The organism is Streptomyces sp. NPDC059668, from assembly GCF_042734135.1.
GTDB lineage: Bacteria > Actinomycetota > Actinomycetes > Streptomycetales > Streptomycetaceae > Streptomyces.
Genome location: NZ_JBHWEL010000022.1, coordinates 97615 through 108199, shown reverse-complemented (window position 1 = coordinate 108199; position 10585 = coordinate 97615). Strand labels below are relative to the sequence as shown.

General features: G+C 65.6%; 18 protein-coding genes. All 18 read left to right on the top strand.

All coding sequences use genetic code 11. The annotated features are described in order from the left end of the window. Positions 1–106 precede the first annotated feature (106 nt). Positions 107–475 (top strand): 50S ribosomal protein L14, encoded by a 369-nt coding sequence (gene rplN / locus ACFV2J_RS18470; protein ID WP_003992364.1) that lies wholly within the window; start codon positions 107–109, stop codon positions 473–475. 2 nt (positions 476–477) lie between these two features. Continuing rightward, complete coding sequence (gene rplX, locus ACFV2J_RS18465; RefSeq protein WP_060901494.1) at positions 478–801, top strand: 50S ribosomal protein L24; 324 nt, start codon at positions 478–480, stop codon at positions 799–801. Further along, on the top strand, positions 801–1358 hold the full coding sequence (gene rplE, locus ACFV2J_RS18460) for a 50S ribosomal protein L5 (RefSeq protein WP_148010026.1): 558 nt from the start codon (positions 801–803) through the stop codon (positions 1356–1358). The genes rplX and rplE overlap by 1 nt, the downstream gene beginning before the upstream one ends. 5 nt (positions 1359–1363) lie before the next feature. Beyond that, complete coding sequence (locus tag ACFV2J_RS18455; RefSeq protein WP_003948630.1) at positions 1364–1549, top strand: type Z 30S ribosomal protein S14; 186 nt, start codon at positions 1364–1366, stop codon at positions 1547–1549. A gap of 210 nt (positions 1550–1759) precedes the next feature. After that, positions 1760–2158, top strand: a complete 399-nt coding sequence (gene rpsH, locus ACFV2J_RS18450) for a 30S ribosomal protein S8 (RefSeq protein ID WP_055614920.1) — start codon at positions 1760–1762, stop codon at positions 2156–2158. Between the two features lie 24 nt (positions 2159–2182). Continuing rightward, positions 2183–2722, top strand: a complete 540-nt coding sequence (rplF, locus tag ACFV2J_RS18445; protein ID WP_385086013.1) for a 50S ribosomal protein L6 — start codon at positions 2183–2185, stop codon at positions 2720–2722. Positions 2723–2725: 3 nt separating this feature from the next. After that, entirely contained in the window at positions 2726–3109 is a 384-nt protein-coding gene (rplR, locus tag ACFV2J_RS18440) for a 50S ribosomal protein L18 (protein WP_067367094.1), read from the top strand. A 41-nt stretch (positions 3110–3150) separates the two neighbouring features. After that, positions 3151–3753, top strand: coding sequence for a 30S ribosomal protein S5 (gene rpsE / locus ACFV2J_RS18435; RefSeq protein ID WP_055513610.1), 603 nt, complete (start codon positions 3151–3153; stop codon positions 3751–3753). Between the two features lie 2 nt (positions 3754–3755). Continuing rightward, a complete protein-coding gene (rpmD, locus tag ACFV2J_RS18430; protein ID WP_030788246.1) occupies positions 3756–3938 on the top strand; it encodes a 50S ribosomal protein L30 in 183 nt (60 codons plus the stop codon). A gap of 2 nt (positions 3939–3940) precedes the next feature. Then, entirely contained in the window at positions 3941–4396 is a 456-nt protein-coding gene (gene rplO, locus ACFV2J_RS18425; protein ID WP_007443991.1) for a 50S ribosomal protein L15, read from the top strand. Between the two features lie 224 nt (positions 4397–4620). Then, complete coding sequence (secY, locus tag ACFV2J_RS18420) at positions 4621–5937, top strand: preprotein translocase subunit SecY (RefSeq protein WP_385086010.1); 1317 nt, start codon at positions 4621–4623, stop codon at positions 5935–5937. Then, positions 5937–6599 carry an adenylate kinase gene (locus tag ACFV2J_RS18415; protein WP_385086008.1) on the top strand — a complete coding sequence of 221 codons (663 nt, stop codon included), beginning with the start codon at positions 5937–5939 and terminating at the stop codon, positions 6597–6599. Before secY ends, ACFV2J_RS18415 begins: the two co-directional genes overlap by 1 nt. Positions 6600–6713: 114 nt before the next feature. Further along, on the top strand, positions 6714–7550 hold the full coding sequence (map, locus tag ACFV2J_RS18410) for a type I methionyl aminopeptidase (RefSeq protein ID WP_385086006.1): 837 nt from the start codon (positions 6714–6716) through the stop codon (positions 7548–7550). 187 nt (positions 7551–7737) lie between these two features. Continuing rightward, positions 7738–7959 carry a translation initiation factor IF-1 gene (gene infA, locus ACFV2J_RS18405; RefSeq protein WP_003948620.1) on the top strand — a complete coding sequence of 74 codons (222 nt, stop codon included), beginning with the start codon at positions 7738–7740 and terminating at the stop codon, positions 7957–7959. Between the two features lie 71 nt (positions 7960–8030). Next, positions 8031–8144: a 50S ribosomal protein L36 gene (gene rpmJ, locus ACFV2J_RS18400; protein ID WP_003974245.1), complete on the top strand. Its 114-nt coding sequence runs from the start codon at positions 8031–8033 to the stop codon at positions 8142–8144. 210 nt (positions 8145–8354) lie between these two features. Further along, positions 8355–8735, top strand: coding sequence for a 30S ribosomal protein S13 (rpsM, locus tag ACFV2J_RS18395; RefSeq protein WP_148010033.1), 381 nt, complete (start codon positions 8355–8357; stop codon positions 8733–8735). Between the two features lie 64 nt (positions 8736–8799). Continuing rightward, on the top strand, positions 8800–9204 hold the full coding sequence (gene rpsK / locus ACFV2J_RS18390) for a 30S ribosomal protein S11 (RefSeq protein WP_003956432.1): 405 nt from the start codon (positions 8800–8802) through the stop codon (positions 9202–9204). Between the two features lie 154 nt (positions 9205–9358). Then, positions 9359–10381 (top strand): DNA-directed RNA polymerase subunit alpha, encoded by a 1023-nt coding sequence (locus ACFV2J_RS18385; RefSeq protein WP_003966937.1) that lies wholly within the window; start codon positions 9359–9361, stop codon positions 10379–10381. Positions 10382–10585: the final 204 nt, after the last annotated feature.

Here is a 10585-nt window from a genome sequence, read left to right as displayed (position 1 = left end):
TATTTCCCGGGGGGTTTCCCCTCGGGTGGTTCCGCCCTGGGCGGGGGGGGGCCCCCCCTACGGCCCCCCCCGCCCCGGGAACCGGCAGACAAATCAGGAGATAGACGTGATCCAGCAGGAGTCGCGACTGCGTGTCGCCGACAACACTGGTGCGAAGGAGATCCTTTGCATCCGTGTGCTCGGTGGCTCCGGTCGCCGCTACGCGGGCATCGGTGACGTCATCGTCGCCACCGTCAAGGACGCGATCCCCGGTGGCAACGTGAAGAAGGGTGACGTCATCAAGGCCGTCATCGTTCGCACCGTCAAGGAGCGCCGCCGTCCGGACGGCTCGTACATCCGCTTCGACGAGAACGCCGCCGTCATTCTGAAGAACGACGGCGACCCTCGCGGCACCCGTATCTTCGGCCCTGTCGGCCGTGAGCTGCGCGAGAAGAAGTTCATGAAGATCATCTCGCTCGCGCCGGAGGTGCTGTAAGCATGAAGATCAAGAAGGGTGACACGGTTCAGGTCATCACCGGCAAGGACAAGGGCAAGCAGGGCAAGGTCATTGCCGCTTACCCGCGCGACGAGCGCGTCCTGGTCGAGGGTGTCAACCGGGTCAAGAAGCACACCAAGGCCGGCCCGACCGCCAGCGGTTCGCAGGCCGGCGGCATCGTGACGACCGAGGCCCCGATCCACGTGAGCAACGTTCAGCTCGTCGTGGAGAAGGACGGCAACAAGGTCGTCACGCGTGTCGGTTACCGCTTCGACGACGAGGGCAACAAGATCCGCGTTGCCAAGCGGACGGGTGAGGACATCTGATGGCTACCACCACCACTCCGCGTCTCAAGACGAAGTACCGCGAGGAGATCGCGGCGAAGCTGCAGGAAGAGTTCTCCTACGAGAACGTCATGCAGACGCCGGGCCTCGTCAAGATCGTGGTCAACATGGGTGTCGGCGACGCCGCCCGTGACTCGAAGCTCATGGACGGTGCCGTCCGTGACCTGACCACGATCACCGGTCAGAAGCCGGCCATCACCAAGGCCCGCAAGTCCATCGCGCAGTTCAAGCTGCGCGAGGGTCAGCCGATCGGTGCCCACGTCACGCTCCGTGGCGACCGCATGTGGGAGTTCCTGGACCGCACCCTGTCGCTCGCGCTGCCGCGCATCCGCGACTTCCGCGGCCTGTCCCCCAAGCAGTTCGACGGCCGTGGCAACTACACCTTCGGTCTCACGGAGCAGGTCATGTTCCACGAGATCGACCAGGACAAGATCGACCGCGTCCGGGGTATGGACATCACCGTGGTGACCACGGCGACCAACGACGCTGAGGGCCGTGCCCTTCTCCGTCACCTCGGCTTCCCCTTCAAGGAGGCGTAAGCGAGATGGCGAAGAAGGCTCTGATTGCCAAGGCTGCTCGTAAGCCCAAGTTCGGTGTGCGTGGCTACACGCGCTGCCAGCGCTGCGGTCGTCCGCACTCCGTGTACCGCAAGTTCGGCCTGTGCCGCGTCTGCCTTCGTGAGATGGCTCACCGTGGCGAGCTGCCGGGCGTGACCAAGAGCTCCTGGTAGTCCCGTACTTCGGGATTCCAGAGGCTCTCGGTAAGTAAAGGGCGCTGTCGGGTGCCCATCCCTCCATGGCTTAGGCTGGGAGGGTTGGGCGCCTGACGCCCGTACGACTTACTACGCCGTAGGTCCCCGCACCGCACCCGTCCCGCCACTGAGTGGGGAGAGGGATGGCGCATACAGGAAACCCCGGCGAGAGAGGCCGAAGGCCAATTCATGACCATGACTGATCCGATCGCAGACATGCTCACCCGTCTGCGTAACGCGAACTCGGCGTACCACGACGATGTCGCGATGCCGCACAGCAAGATCAAGTCGCACATCGCGGAGATCCTCCAGCAGGAGGGCTTCATCACCGGCTGGAAGGTCGAGGACGCCGAAGTCGGCAAGAAGCTCGTCCTCGAGCTGAAGTTCGGCCCGAACCGTGAGCGCTCCATCGCGGGCATCAAGCGGATTTCGAAGCCGGGTCTGCGTGTGTACGCGAAGTCCACCTCCCTGCCCAAGGTGCTCGGTGGCCTCGGCGTGGCGATCATCTCCACGTCGCACGGTCTCCTCACCGACAAGCAGGCCGGCAAGAAGGGCGTAGGCGGAGAAGTTCTCGCCTACGTCTGGTAGCGGAAGGGAACGGAGGAAACAGCTATGTCGCGTATTGGCAAGCTCCCCATCACGGTTCCCGCCGGCGTGGACGTCACCATCGATGGCCGCACGGTCCAGGTGAAGGGCCCCAAGGGCACCCTTTCCCACACCGTGGTCGCGCCGATCGAGATCGTCAAGGGTGAGGACGGCGTTCTGAACGTCACCCGCCCCAACGATGAGCGTCAGAACAAGGCCCTGCACGGCCTGTCCCGCACGCTGGTGGCGAACATGATCACCGGCGTGACCACGGGTTACGTGAAGAAGCTCGAAATCAGCGGTGTCGGTTACCGCGTCCTGGCGAAGGGCTCCAACCTGGAGTTCTCGCTCGGCTACAGCCACTCGATCACGGTCGAGGCGCCCGAGGGCATCTCGTTCAAGGTCGAGAACCCGACGCACTTCTCGGTCGAGGGAATCGACAAGCAGAAGGTCGGCGAGGTTGCGGCCAACATCCGCAAGCTGCGCAAGCCCGACCCGTACAAGGCCAAGGGCGTCAAGTACGAGGGCGAAGTCGTCCGGCGCAAGGTCGGAAAGGCGGGTAAGTAAGCCATGGCATACGGTGTCAAGATTGCTAAGGGCGACGCTTACAAGCGTGCTGCCATCAAGCGTCGTCACATCCGGATCCGTAAGCACATCTCGGGTACGGCTGAACGTCCTCGCCTGGTCGTGACGCGCTCCAACCGCCACATCGTGGCCCAGGTCATCGACGACGTTAAGGGTCACACCCTGGCGTCGGCGTCGACCCTGGACACCACGGTCCGTGGTGGCGAGGGCGACAAGTCCGCGCAGGCCAAGTCGGTCGGCGCCCTGGTCGCCGAGCGCGCCAAGGCCGCCGGTGTCGAGGCTGTCGTATTCGACCGTGGTGGTAACCAGTACGCCGGGCGCATCGCCGCCCTGGCGGACGCCGCCCGCGAAGCCGGACTCAAGTTCTGAGTCGGTTCCGTAGCTAGCGGAAACAGAGAGAGGTAATTCCAATGGCTGGACCCCAGCGCCGCGGAAGCGGTGCCGGTGGCGGCGAGCGGCGGGACCGGAAGGGCCGTGACGGCGGCGCTGCTGCAGAGAAGACCGCGTACGTCGAGCGTGTCGTCGCGATCAACCGCGTCGCCAAGGTCGTGAAGGGTGGTCGTCGCTTCAGCTTCACCGCGCTGGTCGTGGTGGGCGATGGTGACGGCACCGTCGGTGTCGGTTACGGCAAGGCCAAGGAGGTGCCGGCCGCCATCGCCAAGGGTGTTGAGGAGGCCAAGAAGCACTTCTTCAAGGTCCCCCGCATCCAGGGCACCATCCCGCACCCGATCACGGGCGAGAAGGCCGCGGGCGTCGTCCTGCTCAAGCCTGCTTCCCCCGGTACCGGCGTCATCGCCGGTGGCCCGGTGCGTGCCGTGCTCGAGTGCGCCGGCGTTCACGACATCCTGTCGAAGTCGCTCGGCTCGTCCAACGCGATCAACATCGTGCACGCGACCGTGGCGGCCCTCAAGGGCCTGCAGCGTCCCGAGGAGATCGCGGCTCGCCGTGGTCTGCCCCTCGAGGACGTCGCCCCCGCGGCTCTGCTGCGTGCGCGTGCGGGAGCGGGTGCGTAATCATGGCTCAGCTCAAGATCACGCAGACGAAGTCGTACATCGGCAGCAAGCAGAACCACCGCGACACGCTGCGTTCGCTCGGGCTCAAGCGCCTGAACGACGTGGTCGTCAAGGAGGACCGCCCCGAGTTCCGCGGAATGGTGCACACCGTCCGCCACCTCGTGACGGTTGAGGAGGTCGACTGATCATGGCGGAGAACAACCCGCTCAAGATCCACAACCTCCGTCCCGCCCCGGGCGCCAAGACCGCCAAGACCCGTGTGGGTCGTGGTGAGGCGTCGAAGGGTAAGACGGCCGGTCGTGGTACCAAGGGCACGAAGGCCCGCTACCAGGTTCCGGAGCGCTTCGAGGGCGGGCAGATGCCCCTCCACATGCGCCTCCCGAAGCTGAAGGGCTTCAAGAACCCGTTCAAGACCGAGTTCCAGGTCGTGAACCTCGACAAGCTGGCCGCGCTGTACCCGGAGGGTGGCGAGGTCACCGTCGAGGGTCTCGTCGCCAAGGGTGCCGTTCGCAAGAACAGCCTCGTCAAGGTCCTCGGCCAGGGCGAGGTCTCCGTGGCGCTGCAGGTGACGGTCGACGCCGTCTCCGGCTCCGCCAAGGAGAAGATCACCGCCGCCGGCGGTACCGTCACCGAGCTCGTCTGATCACTTCAGGCGCCTCGATGACTTGAGCGATCCCGACCGGGGATGCCCCAACAAATGGGGCATCCCCGGTTGGTCGTTCCAAGGGGGGCAGTCTCGCCGGTAAGGTGGCCTGCACTGCCGACTTTCGTCCGGCTTCCCGCCGGGCGGCAGTTGACCGATACCTATTCGTCGAACCTCAAGACCATCACCCTTGACGCAGTTGCGCGGGGGTCGCAGGAGGCACCGTGCTCACCGCGTTCGCCCGGGCGTTCAGGACGCCCGACCTGCGCAAGAAGCTGCTCTTCACTCTCGCCATCATCGTGGTCTACCGGGTCGGTACGCACATTCCGATCCCGGGCGTCGACTACAAGAACGTCCAGACCTGTATCGACGCGGCCTCGAAGGGCAACCAGGGGCTGTTCGGTCTCGTCAACCTGTTCAGTGGTGGCGCGCTGCTGCAGATCACGATCTTCGCGCTCGGCATCATGCCGTACATCACGGCGAGCATCATTCTGCAGCTGCTGACGGTGGTGATCCCGCGCCTCGAAGCCCTCAAGAAAGAGGGCTCTTCCGGTACCGCGAAGATCACGCAGTACACCCGTTATCTGACGGTTGCCCTCGCCATCCTCCAGGGCACCGGTCTGGTCGCGACCGCGCGCAGCGGCGCCCTGTTCAGCGGCTGCCAGGTGGCCAACCAGATCGTGCCGGACCAGTCGATCTTCCAGACCGTCGTCATGGTCGTCACCATGACCGCCGGTACCGGTGTCGTCATGTGGCTCGGCGAGCTCATCACCGACCGCGGCATCGGCAACGGCATGTCGATCCTCATGTTCATCTCGATCGCCGCCAGCTTCCCGTCCGCGCTGTGGGCCATCAAGAAGCAGGGCACCCTGGCCGGAGGCTGGATCGAGTTCGGCACGGTCATCCTGGTCGGCCTGGTCATGGTCGGCCTGGTGGTCTTCGTCGAGCAGGCCCAGCGCCGCATTCCGGTCCAGTACGCGAAGCGCATGATCGGCCGCCGGTCCTACGGGGGTACGTCCACGTACATCCCGCTGAAGGTCAATCAGGCGGGTGTGATCCCCGTCATCTTCGCGTCGTCGCTGCTCTACATCCCGGCGCTGGTCGCCCAGTTCTCCAACGGCAACTCCGGCTGGAAGACCTGGATCACGCAGAACCTGACCAAGGGCGACCACCCGATTTACATCACCATGTACTTCCTCCTGATCGTTTTCTTCGCGTTCTTCTACGTGGCGATCTCCTTCAACCCCGAGGAAGTAGCCGACAACATGAAGAAGTATGGTGGCTTCATCCCGGGCATCCGGGCTGGCCGACCGACCGCTGAGTACCTCAGTTACGTACTCAACCGGATCACCTGGCCGGGGTCGCTGTATCTGGGTCTGATCGCTCTCGTACCGACGATGGCGTTGGTTGGCTTCGGGGCAAGCCAGAACTTCCCGTTCGGTGGTACCAGCATCCTGATCATCGTGGGTGTGGGCCTTGAGACGGTGAAGCAGATCGAGAGCCAGCTTCAGCAGCGCAATTACGAAGGGTTCCTCCGCTGATGCGAATCGTCCTCGTCGGGCCGCCCGGTGCCGGGAAGGGAACGCAGGCCGCGTTCCTTGCCAAGAACCTGGGGATTCCGCACATCTCCACGGGCGACCTCTTCCGTGCCAACATCAGCCAGGGCACGGAGCTCGGCAAGCAGGCGAAGGCGTACATGGACGCCGGCAACCTGGTTCCGGACGAGGTCACCATCGGGATGGCCAAGGACCGCATGGAGCAGCCCGACGCGGCGAACGGCTTTCTGCTCGACGGCTTCCCTCGTAACGTCTCGCAGGCCGAGGCGCTCGACGAGATGCTGAAGGCCGAGAGCATGAGGCTGGACGCGGTGCTGGACCTGGAGGTCCCCGAGGACGAGGTGGTCAAGCGCATCGCCGGCCGCCGCATCTGCCGCAAGGAATCGAGCCACGTCTTCCACGTGGAGTACAAGAAGCCGCAGCAGGACGGGGTCTGCGACGTCTGCGGCGGCGAGCTGTACCAGCGCGACGACGACTCCGAGGAGACCGTCCGCACGCGGCTGGAGGTCTACCACACGCAGACCGAGCCGATCATCGACTACTACAAGGCCCAGGGCCTGGTCGTCACGATCTCGGCGCTCGGCAAGGTGGAAGAGGTCACGGCGCGCGCCATGGAGGCGCTCAAGAGCAAGGCCGACGACAAGTAGTCGTCACGCTGCTTCGGCCGCGGTGCCCTCCGGGGCGTCGCGGCCGTAGTGTTGTACAGGTAGTCGTTCGTGTACGCAGTCGTTTGACGGAGAAGACGGAGAGCGCGGGCCGCCATGGTGCAGATCAAGACCCCCGAGCAGATCGCCAAGATGCGTGAGGCGGGCCTGGTCGTCGCCGCCGTGCACGCGGCCACGCGTGAGGCGGCGGTGCCCGGCGCGACGACGCGGGACCTCGACGAGGTGGCGCGCAAGGTGCTGGAGGAGCACGGCGCGAAGTCGAACTTCCTGGGATACGGCGGCTTCCCCGCGACCATCTGCACCTCGGCCAACGAGGTCGTCGTGCACGGCATCCCGGACGACAGGACCGTCCTGAAGGACGGCGACATCATCTCCATCGACGCGGGCGCGATCGTGGACGGCTGGCACGGCGACGCGGCGTACACGGCGTTCGTGGGCTCCGGCCACGCTCCGGAGCTGATCGAGCTCTCGCGGGTGACCGAGGAGTCGATGTGGGCGGGCATCGCGGCGATGAAGTCGGGGAACCGGCTGGTCGACGTCTCCCGCGCGATCGAGACGTACATCCGCCGCCAGCCGAAGCCGGGCGGCGGCCGGTACGGGATCATCGAGGACTACGGCGGCCACGGCATCGGCACCGAGATGCACATGGACCCGCACCTGCTGAACTACGTGGAGCGCCGGCGCGGCAAGGGCCCGAAGCTCGTCCCCGGTCTCTGCCTGGCCGTCGAGCCGATGGTGTCGCTGGGTACCCCGAAGACCGAGGTGCTGGAGGACGACTGGACCGTCATCACGACGGACGGTACGTGGTCCTCGCACTGGGAGCACTCGGTGGCGGTGACGGAGGAGGGCCCGCTGGTCCTGACGGCTCCGGACTGCGGCAGGGCGAAGCTGGCGGAGTACGGAGTGACGGCGGCGCCGGACCCGCTGGCCTAGTCGGCCGCGGCCGGTTCGCGCTCAATCACCGGGAAGTGCAGGTTAAGGATCTCCCTGATGGGGCATTCTTCCTCGATTCGTCTTTCCGGGTGCCCTGACGTAGACTGACTCGTCGGCTCTCGTGCACCCGCATGTCTGCATGCGCTCGCACGGAGTCGATCAAGGTAGTCGATTCGAAGGGCGAAGCGTGGCCAAGAAGCAAGGTGCCATCGAGATCGAGGGCACTGTCGTCGAGTCTCTTCCGAACGCCATGTTCAAGGTTGAGCTCCAGAACGGCCACCAGGTTCTGGCACACATCAGCGGCAAGATGCGTATGCACTACATCCGCATCCTCCCTGACGACCGGGTCGTGGTGGAGCTGTCTCCGTACGACCTGACGCGTGGCCGGATCGTCTACCGGTACAAGTAGATCTTGCCTTTACTCCGCGGTCCCGGGTTCCGGGACGCGGGTGGTGGCACTGACCCGGAGAACCTCACCTAATGAAGGTCAAGCCGAGCGTCAAGAAGATCTGCGACAAGTGCAGGGTGATCCGCCGTCACGGTCGGGTCATGGTCATCTGCGACAACCCGCGCCACAAGCAGCGCCAGGGCTGACGCACGACCGCACCTTCTGCACCCGCAGATACTTCGCGCGACGCAAGCAGTACATGTTCATACGCAGAATCCAGGGCTGATCGAGATCAGGCCTGACACCCCCGGTCGGAGGCCGGGGACCCGGTTCGTACCGAATCTTCAGCAGAGAAGAGGACGGCGGGCGGGATCCGGTTCTGCGGAAGACCTCCGAACGACAACTGGAGCCATTGAATGGCACGCGTTTCCGGTGTTGACATCCCGCGCGAAAAGCGTGTGGAGGTCGCCCTGACCTACGTGTTCGGCATCGGCCGGACCCTGTCCCAGCAGACGCTGGCCGAGACCGGCGTGAACCCGAACACCCGCGTTCGTGACCTCTCCGAGGAGGAGCTGGTCAAGATCCGCGAGTACGTGGACGCCAACCTGAAGACCGAGGGTGACCTCCGTCGCGAGATTCAGGCCGACATCCGCCGCAAGGTCGAGATCGGCTGCTACCAGGGTCTGCGCCACCGTCGTGGCCTGCCCGTCCACGGTCAGCGCACCAGCACGAACGCTCGTACCCGCAAGGGCCCGCGTCGCGCCATCGCCGGTAAGAAGAAGCCGGGCAAGAAGTAGTCCTCAGCGGACGCTTATCAGCGGTCTTCGCTGTAGGACCGACCACCTCCCGTAGGAGTAATAGATGCCCCCCAAGGGTCGTCAGGGCGCTGCCAAGAAGGTGCGCCGCAAGGAAAAGAAGAACGTCGCTCACGGGCACGCTCACATCAAGAGCACGTTCAACAACACCATCGTCTCCATCACGGACCCCTCGGGCAACGTGATCTCCTGGGCCTCCGCCGGCCACGTCGGCTTCAAGGGCTCGCGCAAGTCCACCCCCTTCGCCGCGCAGATGGCCGCCGAGTCGGCCGCCCGCCGCGCGCAGGAGCACGGCATGCGCAAGGTCGACGTCTTCGTCAAGGGCCCGGGTTCGGGTCGTGAGACGGCGATCCGTTCGCTCCAGGCGACCGGTCTCGAGGTCGGCTCCATCCAGGACGTGACGCCGACCCCGCACAACGGCTGCCGTCCGCCCAAGCGCCGTCGCGTCTGACGCACGGCCGCTTGTCGGCTTGAGGGTTCCGGGCGGTACGGCTCCGTAAAAGGGCCGTATCGCCCGTACCCTTGCAGTACCCGTGCGGTGAAAACGCGCGGTTTTGTCGGGCGTCAAATAGCGGGCGTCCACGAAAGAAGGATCTGATCCACACATGCTGATCGCTCAGCGTCCCTCGTTGACCGAAGAGGTCGTCGACGAATTCCGCTCCCGGTTCGTGATCGAGCCGCTGGAGCCGGGCTTCGGCTACACCCTCGGCAACTCCCTGCGCCGGACCCTCCTGTCCTCGATCCCGGGTGCGGCGGTCACGTCCATCCGTATCGACGGCGTGCTGCACGAGTTCACCACCGTGCCGGGCGTCAAGGAGGACGTCACCGACCTGATCCTCAACATCAAGCAGCTCGTCGTCTCCTCGGAGCACGACGAGCCGGTCGTGATGTACCTGCGCAAGCAGGGTCCGGGTCTGGTCACCGCCGCCGACATCGCGCCCCCGGCCGGTGTCGAGGTGCACAACCCCGACCTCGTCCTTGCCACGCTCAACGGCAAGGGCAAGCTGGAGATGGAGCTGACCGTCGAGCGCGGTCGCGGCTACGTCTCCGCCGTCCAGAACAAGCAGGTGGGCCAGGAGATCGGCCGTATCCCGGTCGACTCCATCTACTCGCCCGTTCTGAAGGTCACCTACAAGGTCGAGGCGACCCGTGTCGAGCAGCGCACCGACTTCGACAAGCTGATCGTCGACGTCGAGACCAAGCAGGCCATGCGTCCCCGTGACGCCATGGCGTCGGCCGGTAAGACCCTGGTCGAGCTGTTCGGTCTGGCCCGTGAGCTCAACATCGACGCCGAGGGCATCGACATGGGCCCGTCCCCCACGGACGCCGCCCTCGCCGCTGATCTCGCCCTGCCGATCGAGGAGCTCGAGCTCACCGTTCGGTCGTACAACTGCCTCAAGCGTGAAGGCATCCACTCCGTGGGTGAGCTCGTCGCCCGCTCCGAGGCCGACCTCCTGGACATCCGCAACTTCGGTGCGAAGTCCATCGACGAGGTCAAGGCGAAGCTGGCCGGCATGGGCCTGGCCCTCAAGGACAGCCCGCCCGGATTCGACCCGACCGCCGCCGCCGACGCCTTCGGCGCCGACGACGACGCGGACGCGGGCTTCGTCGAGACCGAGCAGTACTAAGAGCTCGGGTTCGACCGCCGGTTTTCGACTGCGGGGCCGTCGTGGCTGGTCACGCAGTTCCCCGCGCCCCCCGGGGCGTGGACCCGGCCGGGGGGGGGGCCAGGCCGCACGCCGCGGGCGCCACGGGGCGCCCCCCCCCGCCCCCCACCCACGTGCCCAACCGAGCGCCGGGGCCCCCCCACACAGAGGCCCACACCGACCCCA

What these genes read in the sequence shown, in the direction of transcription:
- ACFV2J_RS18385 (WP_003966937.1), top strand. Translation starts at nt 9,359, where the DNA reads ATGCTGATCGCTCAGCGTCCCTCGTTGACCGAAGAGGTCGTCGACGAA.
- ACFV2J_RS18455 (WP_003948630.1), top strand. Translation starts at nt 1,364, where the DNA reads ATGGCGAAGAAGGCTCTGATTGCCAAGGCTGCTCGTAAGCCCAAGTTC.
- rplE (WP_148010026.1), top strand. Translation starts at nt 801, where the DNA reads ATGGCTACCACCACCACTCCGCGTCTCAAGACGAAGTACCGCGAGGAG.
- rpmD (WP_030788246.1), top strand. Translation starts at nt 3,756, where the DNA reads ATGGCTCAGCTCAAGATCACGCAGACGAAGTCGTACATCGGCAGCAAG.
- rplF (WP_385086013.1), top strand. Translation starts at nt 2,183, where the DNA reads ATGTCGCGTATTGGCAAGCTCCCCATCACGGTTCCCGCCGGCGTGGAC.
- ACFV2J_RS18415 (WP_385086008.1), top strand. Translation starts at nt 5,937, where the DNA reads ATGCGAATCGTCCTCGTCGGGCCGCCCGGTGCCGGGAAGGGAACGCAG.
- rplX (WP_060901494.1), top strand. Translation starts at nt 478, where the DNA reads ATGAAGATCAAGAAGGGTGACACGGTTCAGGTCATCACCGGCAAGGAC.
- map (WP_385086006.1), top strand. Translation starts at nt 6,714, where the DNA reads ATGGTGCAGATCAAGACCCCCGAGCAGATCGCCAAGATGCGTGAGGCG.
- rpmJ (WP_003974245.1), top strand. Translation starts at nt 8,031, where the DNA reads ATGAAGGTCAAGCCGAGCGTCAAGAAGATCTGCGACAAGTGCAGGGTG.
- rpsE (WP_055513610.1), top strand. Translation starts at nt 3,151, where the DNA reads ATGGCTGGACCCCAGCGCCGCGGAAGCGGTGCCGGTGGCGGCGAGCGG.
- rpsM (WP_148010033.1), top strand. Translation starts at nt 8,355, where the DNA reads ATGGCACGCGTTTCCGGTGTTGACATCCCGCGCGAAAAGCGTGTGGAG.
- rpsH (WP_055614920.1), top strand. Translation starts at nt 1,760, where the DNA reads ATGACCATGACTGATCCGATCGCAGACATGCTCACCCGTCTGCGTAAC.
- rplO (WP_007443991.1), top strand. Translation starts at nt 3,941, where the DNA reads ATGGCGGAGAACAACCCGCTCAAGATCCACAACCTCCGTCCCGCCCCG.
- rplR (WP_067367094.1), top strand. Translation starts at nt 2,726, where the DNA reads ATGGCATACGGTGTCAAGATTGCTAAGGGCGACGCTTACAAGCGTGCT.
- rpsK (WP_003956432.1), top strand. Translation starts at nt 8,800, where the DNA reads ATGCCCCCCAAGGGTCGTCAGGGCGCTGCCAAGAAGGTGCGCCGCAAG.